The sequence below is a fragment of the Serratia sp. SSNIH1 genome (assembly GCF_002935055.1).
In the GTDB taxonomy this organism is placed as follows: Bacteria; Pseudomonadota; Gammaproteobacteria; order Enterobacterales; family Enterobacteriaceae; genus Serratia; species Serratia nevei.
On record NZ_CP026383.1, the window covers coordinates 2,754,634 to 2,774,150 of the forward strand.

At 60.3% G+C, this 19,517-nt stretch carries 15 protein-coding genes and 1 other RNA gene; 8 read left to right on the plus strand and 8 right to left on the minus strand.

The genetic code is table 11. The annotated features are described in order from the left end of the window. Nucleotides 1-6 precede the first annotated feature (6 nt). The 5 genes from C3F38_RS13325 to C3F38_RS13345 all read right to left on the minus strand — a co-directional run bounded on the left by C3F38_RS13325 (nt 7) and on the right by C3F38_RS13345 (nt 5,232). On the minus strand, nt 7-2,088 hold the full coding sequence (locus tag C3F38_RS13325; RefSeq protein WP_103767412.1) for a TonB-dependent hemoglobin/transferrin/lactoferrin family receptor: 2,082 nt from the start codon (nt 2,086-2,088) through the stop codon (nt 7-9). Between the two features lie 94 nt (nt 2,089-2,182). Then, a complete protein-coding gene (gene hemP / locus C3F38_RS13330) occupies nt 2,183-2,365 on the minus strand; it encodes a hemin uptake protein HemP (protein WP_016927944.1) in 183 nt (60 codons plus the stop codon). A gap of 171 nt (nt 2,366-2,536) precedes the next feature. Then, nucleotides 2,537-3,022, minus strand: coding sequence for a glutathione peroxidase (locus C3F38_RS13335; RefSeq protein ID WP_038871031.1), 486 nt, complete (start codon nt 3,020-3,022; stop codon nt 2,537-2,539). A gap of 105 nt (nt 3,023-3,127) precedes the next feature. Next, entirely contained in the window at nt 3,128-4,174 is a 1,047-nt protein-coding gene (locus C3F38_RS13340) for a 3-deoxy-7-phosphoheptulonate synthase (RefSeq protein WP_038871025.1), read from the minus strand. Nucleotides 4,175-4,371: 197 nt separating this feature from the next. Beyond that, on the minus strand, nt 4,372-5,232 hold the full coding sequence (locus tag C3F38_RS13345; RefSeq protein WP_162215433.1) for a pyruvate, water dikinase regulatory protein: 861 nt from the start codon (nt 5,230-5,232) through the stop codon (nt 4,372-4,374). A 459-nt stretch (nt 5,233-5,691) separates the two neighbouring features. Between C3F38_RS13345 and ppsA the strand changes: the two genes are divergently transcribed. Further along, nucleotides 5,692-8,070 (plus strand): phosphoenolpyruvate synthase, encoded by a 2,379-nt coding sequence (ppsA, locus tag C3F38_RS13355; RefSeq protein ID WP_048233560.1) that lies wholly within the window; start codon nt 5,692-5,694, stop codon nt 8,068-8,070. A gap of 109 nt (nt 8,071-8,179) precedes the next feature. Here the strand turns inward: ppsA and rprA are convergent. Together rprA and ydiK are read right to left on the minus strand one after the other, a co-directional pair. Next, nucleotides 8,180-8,289, minus strand: an RNA gene (gene rprA / locus C3F38_RS13360) — antisense sRNA RprA. Between the two features lie 256 nt (nt 8,290-8,545). Then, nucleotides 8,546-9,646 (minus strand): AI-2E family transporter YdiK, encoded by a 1,101-nt coding sequence (gene ydiK, locus C3F38_RS13365; protein ID WP_055317060.1) that lies wholly within the window; start codon nt 9,644-9,646, stop codon nt 8,546-8,548. Nucleotides 9,647-9,890: 244 nt separating this feature from the next. On the opposite strand from ydiK, the gene C3F38_RS13370 reads away from it, so the two are divergent. After that, nucleotides 9,891-12,947 (plus strand): FAD-binding and (Fe-S)-binding domain-containing protein, encoded by a 3,057-nt coding sequence (locus C3F38_RS13370; RefSeq protein ID WP_055317061.1) that lies wholly within the window; start codon nt 9,891-9,893, stop codon nt 12,945-12,947. Beyond that, nucleotides 12,944-13,360, plus strand: a complete 417-nt coding sequence (gene menI / locus C3F38_RS13375) for a 1,4-dihydroxy-2-naphthoyl-CoA hydrolase (protein WP_047727660.1) — start codon at nt 12,944-12,946, stop codon at nt 13,358-13,360. Before C3F38_RS13370 ends, menI begins: the two co-directional genes overlap by 4 nt. 45 nt (nt 13,361-13,405) lie before the next feature. Here menI and C3F38_RS13380 read toward each other — a convergent pair whose 3' ends face one another. After that, a complete protein-coding gene (locus C3F38_RS13380; RefSeq protein WP_047727659.1) occupies nt 13,406-13,810 on the minus strand; it encodes a hypothetical protein in 405 nt (134 codons plus the stop codon). Nucleotides 13,811-14,337: 527 nt separating this feature from the next. On the opposite strand from C3F38_RS13380, the gene sufA reads away from it, so the two are divergent. From sufA to sufS, 5 genes are read left to right on the plus strand one after another with little or no spacing between them, the layout of a single operon-like run. Continuing rightward, nucleotides 14,338-14,709 (plus strand): Fe-S cluster assembly scaffold SufA, encoded by a 372-nt coding sequence (gene sufA / locus C3F38_RS13385; RefSeq protein ID WP_004931368.1) that lies wholly within the window; start codon nt 14,338-14,340, stop codon nt 14,707-14,709. 14 nt (nt 14,710-14,723) lie between these two features. Then, entirely contained in the window at nt 14,724-16,220 is a 1,497-nt protein-coding gene (sufB, locus tag C3F38_RS13390; protein WP_038871010.1) for a Fe-S cluster assembly protein SufB, read from the plus strand. 43 nt (nt 16,221-16,263) lie between these two features. After that, entirely contained in the window at nt 16,264-17,010 is a 747-nt protein-coding gene (gene sufC / locus C3F38_RS13395) for a Fe-S cluster assembly ATPase SufC (RefSeq protein WP_004931365.1), read from the plus strand. Continuing rightward, the gene (sufD, locus tag C3F38_RS13400) at nt 16,985-18,271 is read left to right on the plus strand and encodes a Fe-S cluster assembly protein SufD (RefSeq protein ID WP_055317084.1); all 1,287 of its coding nucleotides are present in this window, start codon (nt 16,985-16,987) and stop codon (nt 18,269-18,271) included. Before sufC ends, sufD begins: the two co-directional genes overlap by 26 nt. Next, nucleotides 18,268-19,494, plus strand: a complete 1,227-nt coding sequence (gene sufS, locus C3F38_RS13405; RefSeq protein WP_055317085.1) for a cysteine desulfurase SufS — start codon at nt 18,268-18,270, stop codon at nt 19,492-19,494. The genes sufD and sufS overlap by 4 nt, the downstream gene beginning before the upstream one ends. The last annotated feature ends 23 nt before the right edge of the window (nt 19,495-19,517 follow it).

Here is a 19,517-nt window from a genome sequence, read left to right on the forward strand (position 1 = left end):
AAATGATTACCACTGGTAGCTGACCAGCAGTTTGGCGTTGCGGCCATCCTGCGGGATGCCCGGCGGCGAGTAATATTCTTTGTCGAAGGCGTTGCCCAGCACTACGGTGGTGGTCACGCCCTGCAGACGATCGCGGCCCTTATAGCTCAGATAGAAGTCGTTGACGCCGTATCCGCCTTGTTCCGAGTAGGTGGCGGGCACTCGCTTGGCGCGCTCGGCGAAGGTGGCGACCCAGCCGACGGACAGACCGGTTTCGCCCAGTGGCACGTCCAGCGAGCTGGTGACGGTATCCGGGTTGATGTCGGCCAGCCATTCACCGGTCGCTTCATTTTTGCCACGGGTGCGGTTATAGGCCAAGTCCCAGCCAAACCACGGTGTTTTATAACTGAGTGCCGTGTCCCATCCCCAGATCTTGGCGCGATCGACGTTGGTTGAAAATGTGGTGCAGCTGATGCAGTAAGGCCCGCGTGGCCCACGCCCTATCTCCATGGTGTAATCGGGAGTGATGTAATCCTTAGCCTTGGTATCGAAGTAGCTGGCTTTGAACTGCAGGCTATCATCGGCCAGCATCAAATCATCGAAACGCAGACCAAATCCGTACTCTTGGGTTTCGTTGGTTTCTGGTTTCAAATTTGGGTTAGGCACCCAATAGTTGGTGAGGGTGGTAGGCCCCATGGGTATCGAAAAGTGTTTGGAGTCGTTGTACATCTCACCCATCGTCGGCGCGCGGAACGCCTGAGAGTAGGAGCCGAACAGCATCAACCAATCGGTGGGGGTAATGCTGACTGCGCCGCGTGACGACCACTTGTCAGCATTGACATCGGCATAACCGTCGCTTGAACCTTTGTAATTGTCATAGCGGGTGCCGGCGAGCAGCGTGATGGGCAGATCGCGCAGCGTAATTTCATCCTGCAGCCAGCCGGAGGCGAAGTTGATCTTGGCCTGCGGGAAGCTGGTGGTGGCGCCGCCCGGCTGCTGTTTCTGTTCATAGACCTCGGAGCCGTAGGTCAGCAGGTGTGACGCAAAGCTGTCGGCGAACAGACGCGTGCGGTTTTCCAACTTGCCGCCGTTGGTGGTCTGCTTGCGGAATTCGTCGGTCGCACCGGCGTTGTGCGCATTGATTTTGACTTCCGAGGTATACAGTTTCAAGGTGGCGTCCAGCCAATCCTGGCCGACCGGCTTGAGCTTATAGCTCAGAGCGGCATCGCGCTGGATGGTGGAGCGGTTGGTCATCGGGTTGCTGCTCGAGATGCCCGGCGTCTGCGGGTTTTTCGGCTCCTGGGCGCTGTTGTTGTAGTAACGCAGAGCGCCGCTCAATGACTGATTGTCGTCGATTTTCCAGGTGCCTTTGGCCAGCACGTTGCTGATGGTTTCGTCGTTTGGCGCATCGAAGCCGTTGCCCTGACGCAGATTGCCGACGTCGCGGGTGCCGAACGACAGCAGGCCGTCGAGGTTATCGGTCTTGCCGTAAGCGCTGGCGCCCATGCCCAGGCTGTGATCGCCGGTGCCGGCGGACCCATAGACGCGGAACCCGGTATCGTGGCCCGGCAGCAGCAGATCGGCGGCATCGACGGTCTCGTAGGCGATGACGCCGCCCAGTGCGCCGCTGCCGTACAGCAACGCAGAGGGGCCACGCACGATTTCAATGCGCTTGACCAGCGCCGGATCGAGGAAGGTGCCGCCGATGTGACCGGTATCGGTACCCTGGCGGATGCCGTCGACCAGCGTCAGCACGCCGTTTTTGCCGTAGCCGCGCATCGTTACGTCCTGACCGTTGCTGCGCCCGGTGCCGTTGACGGTGATGCCCGGCACGCGGCGCAGCATATCGGCGGCCGAGGTGGCGGTCTGGCTTTCCGGCGAGTTGCCTTCGATCACCGTGACCATCATCGGCGCTTCAAAGCTGCTGCGTTGGTTGCCGGTGGCGACCACGGTCATGGTCTCGTCGGCGGCTTTGGCTTTTTTGGCCGCTGCCGCGTTGGAAGAGGATGTTGTGCTGGTGTTTTGTGCCAAGGCCACCGTAGGCAGAGCGCAGGCAATCGCCAGACTCAAAGCGGAAAAACGCAGCCGGGTGGAAAATGTCAGAGGCATGGTGCAACTCTCCGTATGTAATAAAACATATCAATAGATTTGCTGGCTGCCTGGATCAAAAGATCGGGGTGGCTGGCGTTTGAGGATGCTGTGGTTATTTGGTCAGGATCAATTTCCCGGCTTTGGTCTGCCGCAGCTGATAGCGCTGGCCCTGATGGGTAATGAACGCGATGCCGTCGGCGCCGAGCAGCTGTGCGCTGTCGTAGCTGGGCGGCGCGTTTGCGCTGTGCTCGGTCGGGGCCGCGGCGGCGGGAGTAGGCGTGTTGGCAGTATCCATCATCATTGTGCTTATAAAACAGATCATTAAATGGTAATTAATATCAAATTGAGAATCATTATCATGTGAAGGAAAGGTTACATCAAGGAAAATTTTCTTACCGATGGAACCTTTTTGTCGAATGGACATCCGGCGGCGGGCCAAGCGCACTCGGCCCGTAAAAAAGGGGCGTTATTTCAGCAGGGTTTCGATGCGGTCAAACAGACGTTCGGGCTTGGTGATCGGTGCAAAGCGTGTGACGCGCTGGCCGTCGGCGGTGAGCAGGAACTTGGTGAAATTCCACTTGATGCGGCGGCTACCCAAAATGCCGGGCGCCAGGCGTTTCAGCTCATTGAACAGCGGGTGCGCGCCGGGGCCGTTAACGTCTATCTTGCTGAACAGCGGGAAACTGACGCCGTAGTTGAGGCTGCAAAAGTTGGCGATCTCAAGCGGGCTGCCCGGCTCCTGAGAACCAAACTGGTTGCAGGGGAAGCCGAGCACCACCAGGCCGCGTTCGCGATAGTATTGCCACAAATTTTCCAGCCCGCGGTATTGCGGGGTGAAGCCGCACTTGCTGGCGGTGTTGACCACCAGGTAAGCGCGCGCCGGGAAATCGCCCAGCGTTTTTTGCTCGCCCTGCAGCGTGACGCAGGGGATGGATAACAGAGAGTGAATCATGCCGGGGCTCCAGGTGCGTTTCGGCGGGTGCAAAGAGGTTGTAATCAGTATAGATGAGCGGGGTGGGAGGGATAAAGCCGGGGCGAAGCCCCGGCCTAGGTTGCGTCAGAAACGGCTATCGACCGCATCCGCCAGCATCGCCAGCAGCTGCTCGCTGTCGGACCAGCTCAGGCAAGGATCGGTGATCGACTGGCCATAGGTCAGCGGCTGGCCGGCGACGATTTTCTGCGTGCCTTCCACCAGGAAGCTTTCCGCCATCACGCCGGTGATGGCGGCGGAGCCGGCGCGGATCTGCTGGCAGACGTTGTCGGCCACTTCCAGCTGGCGGCGGTGCATCTTCTGGCAGTTGCCGTGGCTGAAGTCGATCACCAGGTGCTCCGGCAGATCGAACTCGCGCAGGCTGTCGCAGGCGGTAGCGATGTCGCTGGCGTGGTAGTTCGGCGTTTTGCCACCGCGCATGATGATGTGGCCATACGGATTGCCGCTGGTCTGGTAGATGGTCATCTGGCCATGTTTGTCCGGCGACAGGAACATGTGCCCGGCACGCGCCGCACGAATGGCGTCGATGGCGATGCGGGTGTTGCCGTCGGTGCCGTTTTTGAAGCCGACCGGGCAGGAGAGCGCCGAGGCCATTTCACGGTGGATCTGGCTTTCGGTGGTGCGCGCGCCGATGGCACCCCAGCTGATCAGATCGGCGATGTATTGGCCGACCACCATGTCCAGGAATTCGGTGGCGGTCGGCAGGCCGAGCTGGTTCACTTCCAGCAGCAGGCGGCGCGCCATTTCGATGCCGCGGTTGACCTGGAAGGTGCCGTCCAGCGCCGGATCGGAGATCAGGCCTTTCCAGCCGACGACGGTGCGCGGTTTTTCGAAGTAGGTGCGCATCACGATTTCCAGACGATCCTGGTAGCGCTCGCGCAGGGCGTTCAGCCGGCCGGCGTAATCGACGGCGGCGTCGAGATCGTGGATGGAGCAGGGGCCGATCACCACCAACAAGCGGCGGTCTTCACCGGTGAGGATTTTTTCAATGCGTTTTCGTGACGCTGTCACGTTATCGGCGACGGCCGCCGAGATCGGCAGCTTGTCTGCCAACGCTTGCGGCGTGACGAGGCTGTCGATGCGCGCGGTCCGCAGTTCATCTGTTTTGTACATGTTGTTCCCTGGAAACTGTTCTTCTCTGCGGCAGGAGTGCCGGGAAGTGATGGCGATCACAATAACGCAAAAAGCGCTGAATTCAACCGTAGAGATTGCGTTCTGTTGATCAAAGCCGCGAAAAAAAGCACAAAAAAATCAGCTGCTGCTGAAATAAACGGCAGGCGGCGGGGCGCGACGGCCCCGCGAGGAAAAGATCAGAACATGCGGCGGCTCATGCCGAGGATATCGAGGATTTTGGTGGAGATCTCTTCGACCGAATAGTTGGTGGTATTGAGATAGCGGATCTGGTTTTTGCGGAACAGCGCCTCGACCTCGGCGATCTCCATGCGGCACTGGCGCAATGAGGCGTAGCGGCTGTTTTCGCGCCGCTCTTCGCGGATCGCCGCCAGGCGCTCCGGATCGATGGTCAGGCCGAATAATTTATGCTGAAACGGTTTCAGCGAAGCCGGCAGGTGCAAATTGTCCATATCGTCGGCGATAAACGGATAGTTGGCGGCGCGGATGCCGAACTGCATCGCCAGATAAAGGCTGGTGGGGGTTTTGCCGCAGCGCGACACGCCGAGCAGGATCACCTGCGCCTGATCGAGGTTGCGCAGCGAAATGCCGTCATCGTGCGCCAGGGTATAGTCGATGGCGGCGATGCGGGCATCGTACTTGCCGAGGTTGCTGGCGGTCAGGCCATGGGTGCGGTTCGGCACCGGCGTCGGTTCCACGTCCAGCTCGCCCTGCAGCGGGCCGACCAGCGCCTGCACGATATCCTGGCAGAAGCCCTGGCTCTGGACGATCACATCGCGCACTTCCGGCGAGATGATGGAGTAAAACACCAGCGGCCGCACGCCGGTTTCATTATAGATATCATCGATTTGTTGGCGAACTGCGCGTGCGCGGGCCTCGGTTTCGACAAACGGCAAGGTGTACGTGGTTGCCGTGACCGGGAACTGCGACAGCACCGCGTGCCCCAGCACTTCGGCGGTGATCGCCGTACCATCCGAAATATAAAAAACGCTTCTTTCCACCCGAGGCTCCTTACCTGAGAACGGTGTTCCTGCTGTCATCACTGCCAATATCATGAGCCGCAGACGATTCGCCGGTAAAGGGGCGAGGGAAAAAATTGTGACGGCGGGGCGGTAAACCGCCTTGCGGCGGCGCGTGAAGAAAAGCGCACTTTGACGACGGTAAAAATCGTGGCGCAGCGACGCTTTTCGATCCGAAACGCAAGTTTGCCGCTATTTTCACCAAAAACGGTAGCGTTTGCGTGGTCATTAAAACAGAAGTTTAAAAAGAACGTAATTTGTTGAGAACTAAGCTTTTCGTGCGATTGGGAACGGTTCCCAGGCAAATCAGCCGGTTAGGACATTCTCTTAAAAACCACTTTCTTCAGTGGGTTGATCGATTCACCTTTCCATTTTCCCCAGATCAGTGTGCTAGTCTGATTCGGTTCCGTGTTAGCGGCGCCGTAAAGCAAGCGAATTAAATCCGTCTTTACCCTACTGATAGCAATAAGGATTGTCTCGATGTCCAACAATGGCCCAGACTTGCGTAATGTGCTTTGGTACAACCAGCTTGGCATGCACGACGTTGACCGTGTCGGCGGCAAAAACGCCTCCCTCGGTGAAATGATCACCAATCTTTCCGATTTGGGCGTGGCCGTGCCAAACGGTTTTGCCACCACCGCACAGGCGTTTAACGATTTCCTCGAACAAAGCGGTGTTAACCAGCGCATCTATCAGCTACTGGATCAGACCGACGTTGACGACGTTGTACAACTGGCCAAGGCCGGCGCCCAGATCCGCCAATGGGTGATCGACACGCCGTTCCACGCTGAGTTCGAACGTGAAATTCATCAGGCTTACCAACAGCTCGCCGACGGCGAGCCGGAAGCCTCCTTTGCGGTGCGCTCCTCCGCCACGGCGGAAGACATGCCGGACGCGTCCTTTGCCGGCCAGCAGGAAACCTTCCTCAACGTGCAGGGCATCGACGCCGTGATGGTGGCGATCAAGCACGTGTTCGCGTCGCTGTTCAACGACCGCGCCATCTCGTATCGCGTGCATCAGGGCTATGACCACCGCGGCGTGGCGCTGTCGGCGGGCGTACAGCGCATGGTGCGCTCCGATCTGGCCTCCTCGGGCGTGATGTTCACCATCGACACCGAGTCCGGCTTTGATCAGGTGGTGTTCATCACCTCCGCCTTCGGCCTGGGCGAAATGGTGGTGCAGGGCGCGGTGAACCCGGATGAGTTCTACGTGCACAAACCGACGCTGCAAAACGGCAAGCCGGCGATCGTGCGCCGCAACCTGGGCTCGAAAAAGATCCGCATGGTGTACGCACCGTCGCAGGATCACGGCAAGCAGGTGCGTATCGAAGACGTGCCGGAAGCGCAGCGCAGCCGTTTCTCGCTGACGGATGACGAAGTGCAGGCGCTGGCGCAGCAGGCGATCCTGATCGAAAAACATTACGGCCGCCCGATGGATATCGAGTGGGCGAAAGACGGCCATACCGGCAAGCTGCTGATCGTGCAGGCGCGCCCGGAGACCGTGCGCTCCAACGAGCAGACCATGGAGCGCTACCAGCTGAACGGTTCCAGCCCGGTGCTGGTGGAAGGCCGCGCCATCGGCCACCGCATCGGCGCCGGCCCGGTGAAAGTGATCCACGACATCAGCGAAATGGATCGCATCCAGCCGGGCGACGTGCTGGTCACCGACATGACCGACCCGGATTGGGAACCGATCATGAAGAAAGCCGCCGCGATCGTCACCAACCGCGGCGGGCGCACCTGTCACGCGGCGATCATCGCCCGTGAGCTGGGCATTCCGGCGGTGGTGGGCTGTGGCCACGCCACCGACGTGCTGAAAGACGGCCAGAAAGTCACCGTCTCCTGCGCGGAAGGCGACACCGGCTTCGTTTACAGCGATATGCTGGACTTTAGCGTGCAGAGCTCCGAAGTGACCGAGCTGCCGGATCTGCCGCTGAAGATCATGATGAACGTCGGCAACCCGGATCGCGCCTTCGACTTCGCGCGTTTGCCGAATGAAGGCGTGGGCCTGGCGCGGCTGGAATTTATCATCAACCGCATGATCGGCGTGCACCCACGCGCGCTGCTGGAGTTTGACCAGCAGACGCCGGCGCTGCAAAACGAAATTCGCGCGCTGATGCAGGGTTACGATCATCCGGTCGAGTTCTACGTCGGCCGCCTGACCGAAGGCATTGCGACGCTGGGCGCCGCGTTCTGGCCGAAGCGCGTGATCGTGCGTCTGTCCGACTTCAAATCCAACGAGTACGCCAACCTGGTGGGCGGTGACAAGTATGAACCGCACGAAGAGAACCCGATGCTGGGCTTCCGTGGCGCCGGCCGTTACGTGGCCGACAGCTTCCGCGATTGCTTCGCGCTGGAGTGCGAGGCGGTGAAACGCGTGCGTAACGAAATGGGGCTGACCAACGTCGAAATCATGGTGCCGTTCGTGCGCACCGTGGCGCAGGCGGAAGCGGTGGTGGCCGAGCTGGCGCGTCAGGGGCTGAAGCGCGGCGAAAACGGGCTGAAAGTGATCATGATGTGCGAGATCCCGTCCAATGCGCTGTTGGCGGATCAGTTCCTCGAGCACTTCGACGGCTTCTCTATCGGTTCCAACGACATGACCCAGCTGGCGCTGGGGCTGGATCGCGATTCCGGCGTGGTGTCGGAGCTGTTCGACGAACGCAACGAGGCGGTGAAAGCGCTGCTGTCGATGGCGATTCAGGCGGCCAAGCGCCACGGCAAATACGTCGGCATCTGCGGCCAGGGCCCGTCCGACCACGAAGACTTCGCCGAGTGGCTGATGGAGCAGGGCATCGACAGCCTGTCGCTCAATCCGGACACCGTGGTGCAGACCTGGATCAATTTGTCGAAAAAGAAATAATGTCTCGGCATCGCTAAGGCATTAACGCCAGGCCGCAGTTTACGCTGCGGCCTTTTTATTTCTGAATGTAAATAACGGCGCGTAAAATAATCAATTTGGCGAAAAAAGAATAAAAAAAAGCCCACCGTAGGAGATGGGCAAAGACTACACACAGCAATTCACATGTATGGCATTACATAGTTCAGAAAGGTTGCTTTAAAATCAGTGATTTGAAGCAATAGATGGCCATAATACTAGATTTTTGAACGCGACTAGTCATTAAGAATCATCCTAATCGATAGCGGCATCACATTTTATTTGCGGGCGTTATCTCTTTTTACCGCTTGCAATACACAGGGATTTACATTGCACCTTTCATTCGCCGAGCCCCAATCAATATATGGCGGCATTATATTTGGCGTAGATATTACTCGAATGAGGTAGGAATAATGACGGGGCGAAATATTCCGCCCGACGATGCGGGCGGAAGGGGGGATTAGCGTTTTTCCAGATCTTCGATGACTTGCTCCGGCGCGGTGGTCGGCTCCGGCGCTTCATTCATCCAGGCGGTCAGCAGGCGATAAGATACCGCCAACACCACCGGGCCGATGAACAGGCCAATCATACCGAAGGCCAGCAAACCGCCGATAACGCCGGACAGGATCAGCAGCAGCGGCAGATCGGCGCCCATGCGGATCAGCACCGGGCGCAGCACGTTATCCAGCGTGGCTACCACGCAGCTCCAGACCAGCAGCACGGTGCCCCAGGTGGTATCGCCATGCCAGTACAGCCAGATGATGGCCGGCACCAGCACCAACAGCGGCCCCAATTGCGCCACGCAGCAGATAAAGATCAGCATCGTCAACAGGGTGGCGGCCGGAATGCCGCTCACCGCCAGACCGATACCACCCAGCACCGACTGCACCAGCGCCGTCACCACCACGCCCAGCGCAACGGCGCGGATCGCCTGGCCGCCCAACAGCACCGCCGCATCGCCGCGCGCAGAACCGAGGCGCACCGCAAAGTGGCGGATACCCAGTGCCACCTGCTCGCCGCGCGCATACAGCAATGCGCTGAACAGCAACATCAGCGCGCAGTGCAGCAGCAGACGGCCGATATGCGCCGCCTGTGCCACGAACCAGGTGGCGGTCTGGCCGAAGTACGGCTGCACCTTCGCCAGCAGCGCGGCGCCGCCGGCGTTAACCAGCGTGTGGTAGCTGGTGTAGAGCCTGTCGCCGATCATCGGCACGGACTGCAGCCAGGCGAGGTCGGGAATGTGCAGCTTGCCCGGTGAACTGGCCCAGGCGATCAGCGGCGCGCTGTTATCTACCACGCTGCTGATCAGCAGGGAGATTGGCAGAATGAACAGCAGGATCAGCAGCAGGGTCATGACCAACACCGCCAGCGAACGGCGGCCCCACAGCAGTTTTTGCAGTTTGAGCAGCAGCGGCCAGGTGGCGATCACCACCATGCCCGCCCAGGCGAAGCCGAGAATAAACGGTTGGATCACCCAAAAACAGGCGACGATCATGATGGCGATAAACAGCACGCCGAAAATAATTCGCGGTAAGTCGTAACGCGATTGCGGGAGTGGCATCAGTGGCTTCTCATCCTGGTCAATTAAATCCCTGGCACCGGCGAATCGGGGTGCCTGTCGGTCGGTTTCTCACCGCCGGGCGGCCGCCTGTGGCGGCGCTCGCAGGGCGGTAATAATGTGAATGCCTTCACTAAACGAGTATGTTAGTTTTTAGTGTCACTAAAAAATAGGGTGGGTCTGAATTAAAGGCCCGATTCAGCGTACATCAGCGCATAAAAAATAGACGGACAGGGTCAAAAAGCGAATGATCCCACAGATTTCTCAGGCGCCCGGCCTCGTTCAACGGGTGCTCGACTTTTTGGAAGCACTGAAGCAAAACGGATTCAACGGCGACACCGCCATCAGCTACGCTGACCGGCTGACGATGGCCACCGACAACAGCATCTATCAGCTGTTGCCCGATGCGGTGGTGTTCCCCCGTTCCACCGCCGACGTGGCGCTGATCGCCCGTCTGGCCGGGGAAGAGCGATTCAAGACGCTGACCTTCAGCCCGCGCGGCGGCGGCACCGGCACCAACGGCCAGTCGCTCAATACCGGCATCGTGGTCGATATGTCGCGCCATATGAACCGCATTCTGGAGATCAACGTCGAACAAGGCTGGGTAAAAGTCGAAGCCGGGGTGATCAAGGATCAGCTGAATCAATATCTGCGGCCGTTCGGCTACTTCTTCTCGCCGGAACTGTCCACCAGCAACCGCGCCACGCTGGGCGGCATGATCAACACCGACGCCTCCGGCCAGGGCTCGCTGGTGTACGGCAAAACCTCCGACCACGTATTGGGCCTGCGGGCGGTGCTGCTGGGCGGTGAGATGATCGATACCCGCGCCATGCCGACGGCGCTGGCGGAAACGATTGCTCTGGAAGAGACCGCTGAAGGACGCATCTACCGCACGGTGCTGAGCCGCTGCCGCGAGCAGCGTGCGCTGATCCTGGAGAAATTCCCCAAGCTCAACCGCTTCCTCACCGGTTACGATCTGCGCCATGTGCTGAGCGACGATCTGCAAACCTTCGATCTGACGCGCATCCTGACCGGCGCCGAAGGCACGCTGGCGTTTATCACCGAGGCGCGGCTGGACATCACGCCGCTGCCGAAAGTGCGCCGTTTGGTTAACGTAAAATACGACTCCTTCGACTCGGCGCTGCGCAATGCGCCCTTTATGGTCGAAGCCAAGGCGCTGTCGGTGGAAACCATCGATTCCAAGGTGCTGAACCTGGCGCGTGAAGACATCGTTTGGCACTCGGTGAACGAACTGATCGCCGACGTGCCGGATAAAGAGATGCTCGGGCTGAACATCGTCGAGTTCGCCGGCGACGATCGGGCGCTGATCGACGGCCAGATGGAATCCCTTTGCCAACGGCTGGACGAACTGATCGCGCAACGGCAGGGCGGCGTGATCGGTTACCAAATCTGCGGCGATCTGGCGGGCATCGAGCGCATTTACAACATGCGCAAGAAGGCGGTCGGGCTGCTGGGCAACGCCAAAGGGCGCGCCAAACCGATTCCGTTCGCCGAGGACACCTGCGTGCCGCCGCAACACCTGGCGGACTATATCGTCGAATTCCGTCAACTGCTCGACGACCACCACCTGAGCTACGGCATGTTCGGCCACGTCGACGCCGGGGTGCTGCACGTGCGCCCGGCGCTGGACATGTGCGACCCGCAGCAGGAGGTGCTGATGAAGCAAATCTCCGATCGGGTGGTGGCGCTGACCGCCAAATACGGCGGCCTGCTGTGGGGGGAGCACGGCAAGGGGTTCCGCGCGGAATACAGCCCTGAGTTCTTCGGCGAAACGTTGTATGAAGAGCTGCGCCGCATCAAGGCGGCATTCGATCCCGATAACCGCCTGAACCCGGGCAAGATCTGTTCGCCGCTGGCGGTGGATGCGCCGATGATGCAGGTGGACGCGGTCAAACGCGGCACCTTCGATCGCCAGATCCCGGTCGAGGTGCGCACCTCATTCCGCGGCGCGCTGGAGTGTAACGGCAACGGCCTGTGCTTCAACTTCGACGTGCGCAGCCCGATGTGCCCGTCGATGAAGATCAGCGGCAACCGCATTCATTCACCGAAAGGGCGGGCGACGCTGGTGCGCGAGTGGCTGCGTCTGTTGGCCGAGCAGGGCGTCGATCCTTTGGCGCTGGAAAAACAGTTGCCGCAGCAGCGAGTCAGCCTGCGCGGTTTGATCGAAAAGACCCGCAACAGCTGGCATGCCGGCAAGGGCGAGTATGATTTCTCGCACGAAGTGAAAGAGGCGATGTCCGGTTGCCTGGCCTGCAAGGCCTGCTCCACCCAGTGCCCGATCAAGATTGACGTGCCGGGATTCCGTTCGCGCTTCCTGCAGCTCTACCACACCCGCTATCTGCGCCCGGTAAGCGACTACATGGTCGCCGGCGTGGAGAGCTATACCCCGTTGATGGCCCGCGCGCCGAAGGTGTTCAACTTCTTCTTCCGCCAGCCGTGGCTGCGGGAGATGAGCCGCAACGCCATCGGCATGGTCGATCTGCCGCTGCTGTCCAGCCCGACGCTGCGTCAGCAGCTGTCCGGCCATCGCGCGACCACGCTGACGCTGGAGCAGCTGGAAGGGCTGAGCGCCGAGCAGCGCGCAGAACACGTGCTGATCGTCCAGGATCCGTTCACCAGCTATTACGACGCCAAAGTGGTGGCGGACTTTGTCCGGCTGGTGGAGAAGCTCGGCTATAAACCGGTGCTGCTGCCGTTCTCGCCGAACGGCAAGGCGCAGCATGTGAAAGGTTTCCTGACGCGCTTTGCCCGCACCGCGCGCAAAACCGCCGATTTCCTCAACCGCGTGGCGCAGCTCGGCATGCCGCTGGTGGGCGTCGATCCGGCGCTGGTGCTGTGCTACCGCGACGAATACCGCGAGATCCTCGGCGCCGAACGCGGCGATTTCCAGGTGCAGTTGGTGCATGAATGGCTGCAGCAGCGGATTGCGGATCGCGCCGAACAGCCGGCGACCGGCGAGCCGTGGTATCTGTTCGGCCACTGCACCGAAACCACCGCGCTGCCGGCCAGCGGCCAACAGTGGGCGGCGATCTTCGCCCGCTTCGGCGCCAAACTGGAGAACGTCAGCGTCGGCTGCTGCGGCATGGCGGGCACTTACGGCCATGAAGCCAAGAACCTGCAAAACTCGCTCGGCATTTATGAGCTATCATGGCATCCGACGCTGCAGCGTTTGCCGCGGCAGCGCTGCCTGGCGACCGGCTATTCTTGCCGCAGCCAGGTGAAACGCATCGAGGGCAATGGCGTGCGCCACCCATTACAGGCACTTCTGGAGATGATTGAGTGAAATTGTGGAAACGTGAAACATCGCTGGAGCAGCTGAACCGCGCCGGCGACGGCTGCATGGTCAGCCATGTGGGCATCGAGTTTACCCTGCTGGGCGACGATTTCCTCGAGGCCACCATGCCGGTCGATGGCCGCACCCGGCAGCCGTTCGGGCTGTTGCACGGCGGGGCATCGGTGGTGCTGGCGGAGTCGATGGGATCGATGGCCGGCTACCTGTGCAGCGAAGGCGAGCAGAAAGTGGTGGGGCTGGAGATCAACGCCAACCATCTGCGCGCGGTGTTCGATGGCCAGGTGCGCGGGGTGTGTCGCGCACTGCACGTCGGCCGTCGCCATCAGGTGTGGCAAATCGAGATCTTCGACGCGCGCGATCGGCTGTGCTGCACCTCGCGTCTGACCACGGCGGTCATCGACTGATCCCCGCCGGTTTCCGCAGGCGATCGGTCTGCGGAGCCTTTCGCCTTACAGCTGAAACGGCACGCGTTTGACGAAGTCCTTCTGAAACGCGTTCGCCTTCTCCCAGGTGCCTTCCATTGCATATTTTTGGCAGATCAGCGTCAGCGTGTGGCGGGCGAAGTGGTAGCTTTGCACCCGAAACAGCTGGCAGCGCTGTGGGTTGTTGATCTCGACGATCAGCCGGTTGTGCAGCTTGCTGAGTGCGTGCAGGTAGCTGTCGTCGTCGCCGTTCTCCAGACAAAGATTGGCCATGGTGAGGCTGACGCTGTTGTACCGCTTCAGATGGTCGATATTGCATTCCGGGCGCCGCAGCGCCGCTTCGGCCATATAAAAGTCCACCGTGGCGTCGCGCACGCTGAATTTGTATTCATCAATCTTGCCCAGCAACCATGCGTTGATCGAAAGAGTCATTGGCTTCGCGCTCAAATTCAAATTGAATGATAATCATTATTATATAAACTGCCGCGTTGCCGATCAATCCCGGCGCGGCGTTTTTTTATTGCTCAGGAGAGTAAAAGACCGCCGCCGACCCAACTTAATCCTGAGCGACTAAACTTTAACCTGAGGGCCACGCGCTTGCGCCGCGCCACGAAATGCCGATAAACGCACATTTACGACAGACAGAATGCAGAAATAGGTATTTTCTATGAATGTTTAGAACGGCAACGCACCGCAGCGCTGTAACGCTGACGGGCCACCGGGGAACGCGGTACGGTGATGCAGGATAGATAACGAATTCATAGGGATAGCATGTACACCTTGCCGCCTGACGCCGCAAGCCGCCACGGGTGTCCCGTTGGCTTGCCGCACGCCGCAGCGAAAAACCGCGCTCGCGGCGGATACCCCCGCAAAACAAACGGTTGAAGTGATAATCGTTATCACTAACATATAAGCAACCCAGATTGGCTGTGGCCAAACACGAGTGTGAGGTAGACCCTATGCAAACGGAAAATGTCGGCACTTTTTCTCTGGATGAAAATGTCTGGCAAGGCATTTCGCTCAGCGACAGCGCCGTACGACAAATAACGAAACTGATGCAGCAGGATCCGCAGGTGAAAGGGCTGCAGCTAGGGGTGAAACAATCCGGCTGCGCCGGCTTTGCCTATGTGCTGGATCTGACCCGCGAACCCGCTGATGACGATCTGCTGTTTGAGCGCGACGGCGCCAAACTCTATGTGCCGCTGAAGGCTATGCCGTTCATCGACGGCACCACGGTAGATTATGTCCGCGAAGGGCTGAATCAGATATTCAAATTCAACAACCCTAAAGCTCAGCATGCCTGCGGGTGCGGCGAGAGCTTTGGCGTTTGAGCGATGCAATCAACATGACACGAAGCAATGTAGAAATGCCTAATGAAGTGCAGGCTTGGGTCAGCGAAGGTCGCTACAAAGAAGGTTTCTTCACCCAGCTGGCAACCGATGAGTTGGCCAAAGGCATCAACGAAGAGGTGGTGCGCGCCATCTCGGCCAAGCGCAGCGAACCCGAGTGGATGCTGGAATTCCGCCTCGAGGCCTACCGTGCCTGGCTGCAGATGGAAGAGCCGCACTGGCTGAAGGCCAATTACGATCGCCTGAACTACCAGGACTACAGTTACTATTCGGCGCCGTCCTGCGGCAGCTGCGACGATGCCTGCGGTTCGCAACCCGGCGCCGAGCAGCAACCGGGCGCGGCGACGGAAAAAGATTACCTGACCAGCGAAGTGGAGCTGGCGTTCAATCAGCTCGGCGTGCCGGTGCGCGAGGGCAGTGAGGTGGCGGTGGACGCCATCTTTGACTCGGTCTCGGTCGCTACCACTTACCGTGAAAAACTGGCGGAGAGCGGGGTGATCTTCTGCTCGTTCGGCGAAGCTATCCAGGAATACCCGGACCTGGTGCGTCAGTACCTGGGCCGCGTGGTGCCGTCCAACGATAACTTCTTCGCTGCGCTGAACGCCGCGGTGGCCTCCGACGGCACCTTCGTCTATGTGCCGAAAGGCGTGCGCTGCCCGATGGAGCTGTCGACCTATTTCCGTATCAACGCCGCCAAAACCGGCCAGTTCGAGCGCACCATCCTGATCGCCGACGAAGGCAGCTACGTCAGCTACATCGAAGGCTGTTCCGCCCCGGTGCGCGACAGCTACCAGCTGCACGCGGCGGTGGTGGAAGTGATCCTGCATAAAGACGCCGAAGTGAAATACTCGACGGTGCAGAACTGGTTCTCCGGCGGCGAGAGCAAGGGCGGCATCCTCAACTTCGTCACCAAGCGCGCGCTGTGCGAAGGTGCCGGCTCGAAAATGTCCTGGACCCAGTCTGAAACCGGCTCGGCCATCACCTGGAAATACCCGAGCGTGATCCTGCAGGGCGACAATTCGATCGGCGAATTCTTCTCGGTGGCGCTGACCAGCGGCCATCAGCAGGCGGACACCGGCACCAAGATGATCCACATCGGCAAAAACACCAAGTCGACCATCATCGCCAAAGGTATCTCTGCAGGTCACAGCGAGAACACCTATCGCGGCCTGGTGAAAATCCTGCCGGGGGCGGAAAACGCCCGTAACTTTACCCAGTGCGACTCGATGCTGATCGGGCCGGACAGCGGTGCCCACACGTTCCCTTACGTTGAAGCGCGCAACAACAGCGCTCAGCTGGAGCACGAAGCCACCACCTCGAAGATCGGCGACGACCAGCTGTTCTACTGCCTGCAGCGCGGCATCAGCGAGGATGACGCCATTTCGATGATCGTCAACGGTTTCTGCAAGGACGTTTTCTCCGAGCTGCCGCTGGAGTTCGCCGTCGAGGCACAGAAACTTCTGGCCATCAGCCTGGAACACAGCGTGGGTTAATCGCCGCATTTTTAGCGCCGTCGGCGCTATCTGAGGACACAGCATGTTAAGCATCAAGAATTTGAAAGTCAGCGTGGAAGGCAACGAGATCCTCAAGGGATTGGATCTGGAGATCAAACCGGGCGAAGTGCACGCCATCATGGGGCCGAACGGCTCGGGCAAGAGCACGCTGTCCGCCACGCTGGCCGGGCGTGAAGAGTACGAAGTGACCGAAGGGGAAGTCACCTTCAAGGGCAAGGATCTGCTGGAGCTGGATCCGGAAGATCGCGCCGGCGAAGGCGTGTTCCTGGCCTTCCAGTACCCGGTGGAGATCCCCGGCGTCAGCAACCATTTCTTTCTGCAGACGTCGGTCAACGCGGTGCGCAAATACCGCGAGCAGGAGCCGCTGGATCGCTTTGACTTCGCCGATTTCATCGAAGAGAAAATCGCGCTGCTGGATATGCCGGCCGATCTGTTGACCCGTTCGGTCAACGTCGGCTTCTCCGGCGGTGAGAAAAAACGCAACGATATTCTGCAGATGGCGGCGCTGGAGCCGGATCTGTGCATTCTCGATGAAACCGACTCGGGCCTGGACATCGACGCGCTTAAGATCGTCGCCAACGGCGTCAACTCGCTGCGGGACGGCAAGCGCGCCTTTATCATCGTGACCCACTATCAGCGCATTCTGGACTACATCAAACCGGATTACGTACACGTGCTTTCCCAGGGGCGCATCGTTAAATCCGGCGATTTCTCGCTGGTGAAACAGTTGGAGGAGCAGGGCTATGGCTGGCTTACCGACCAACAGTAATTCAAACGCGCTGCAGCAGCTGTATCGCCTGTTCGAAGGCCGCGGCGGCGAGCGTTCGCCGCATGCGCTGGCGCACTGGCAGCAGGCGCTGCGCCTCGGCTGGCCGACGCGCAAGCATGAAAACTGGAAGTACACGCCGCTGGAGAGCCTGCTGGAGCAGCAGTTCCTCGATCCGCAGCCCGCGCCGGTGAGCGCAGAGCAGCTTGAGGCGCTGGCGCTCGGCATCGATGCCTGTCGGCTGGTGTTTATTGACGGCCGCTACAGCGCCGCGCTCAGCGATGGCGATCTGGGCGACTACCAGTTCGAATTGACCGCCTACGGCACGCCGCAGGCGCTGCCGGAGCCGATCCAGCCGGAGATTTTCCTGCACCTGACCGAAAGCCTGGCGCAGGAAACCAGCCTGATTCGTTTGCCGGCCGGCAAGGCCCCGGCCCGCCCGCTGTACCTGCTGCACATCAGCAGCGGACGCGGCGCCACCGGGGAAGTGAACACCGTGCATCATCGTCACCATCTGGAGATCGGGCGCGGGGCCGAGGCGGAAGTGATTGAACACTATGTCAGCCTGGGCGAGGCCGCGCACTTCACCGGCGCGCGCTTGACCGCCAACGTGGCGGACAACGCCGGGCTGTTGCACTGCAAGCTGGCGTTTGAGAGCCAGCCGAGCTACCACTTTGCCCATAACGATCTGGTTATCGGCCGCGACGCGCGGGTGAAAAGCGACAGCTTCCTGCTGGGCGCCGGCCTGACGCGGCACAACACCAGCGCACAGCTGAACGGCGAAGGCGCAAACCTGGTGATCAACAGCCTGGTGCTGCCGGTGGGCAAAGAGATCTGCGATACCCGCACCTATCTGGAGCACAACAAAGGCTATTGCGAAAGCCGCCAGCTGCATAAAACCGTGGTCAGCGATCGCGGCAAGGCGGTGTTCAACGGCATGATCAAAGTGGCCAAGCATGCGATCAAAACCGACGGCCAGATGACCAACCATAACCTGCTGTTGGGTAAGGTGGCGGAAGTGGATACCAAGCCGCAGCTGGAGATCTACGCCGACGACGTCAAATGCAGCCACGGCGCCACCGTGGGGCGTATCGATGAAGAGCAGCTGTTCTATCTGCAGTCGCGCGGCATCGACAAACACGCGGCGCAGCAGATGATCATCTTTGCCTTCGCCGCCGAGCTGACCGAAGGCATCGCCAACGACACCATCCGGGAACGGGTGCTGGCGCGCATCGCCCAGCGCCTGCCGGGGGAGGCTGCATGAGTTATCCGATTGAACGCGTGCGCGGCGATTTTCCGCTGCTGGCGCGTGAGGTGAACGGCCAACCGCTGGCCTATCTCGACAGCGCCGCCAGCGCGCAGAAACCGCAGGCGGTGATCGACCGCGAGCTGGAGTTCTACCGCCACGGTTATGCGGCGGTGCATCGCGGCATCCACACCCTGAGCGCCGAGGCGACTCAGCAGATGGAAGCGGTGCGGGAGCAGGCGGCACGCTTTATCAACGCCGCCTCGGCGGAAGAGATGGTGTTCGTCAAGGGCACCACTGAAGGCATCAATCTGGTGGCCAACAGCTTTGGCCGCCACCTGCTGCAGCCGGGCGATGCGATTCTCATCACCGAGATGGAGCACCACGCCAACATCGTGCCGTGGCAGATGCTGGCGCAAGAGCGCGGGCTGCAGCTGCGGGTGTGGCCGCTACAGCCGGACGGTACGCTGGATTTGGCGCGGTTGCCGGAGCTGGTCGATGCGTCCTGTAAACTGCTGGCGCTGACCGAGGTCTCCAACGTGCTGGGCACCGTCAACCCGGTGCGCGACATCATCGCCGGCGCCAGAGCCCTGGCGCCGAATTTGACGGTGCTGGTGGACGGCGCGCAGGCGGTGATGCACCAGTGCGTCGATGTTCAGGCGCTGGACTGCGATTTTTACGTGTTTTCCGGCCACAAGCTGTACGGTCCTTCCGGCATCGGCATGCTGTATGGCCGCCAGGCGCTGCTGCAGCAGATGCCGCCGTGGGAAGGGGGCGGCTCGATGATCCGCCAGGTCAGCCTGACGGCGGGCACCACCTTCGCCGATCCGCCGTGGCGCTTCGAGGCCGGTTCGCCGAACACCGCCGGCATCATGGGGCTGGGGGCGGCGTTCGATTACGTCGAAGCCCTGGGCCTGAATGTGATCCACGATTATGAACAGTCGCTGATGCACTACGCGCTGAAGGCGCTCAGCCAGGTGCCGACGCTGAAAGTCTATGGCCCGGCCCATCGCGCCGGGGTGATCGCCTTCAATCTGGGTGAACACCATGCCTATGACGTCGGCAGCTTCCTCGATCAGTACGGCATCGCCATTCGCACCGGCCATCACTGCGCAATGCCGCTGATGGCGTTTTATCAGGTGCCGAGCATGTGCCGCGCTTCGCTGGCGTTATATAATACCCGCGAAGAGGTGGACCGGCTGGTGGCCGGGCTGCAACGCATTCATCAGCTATTAGGCTAGGCCGGGGCACGTCCCCGGCGGTA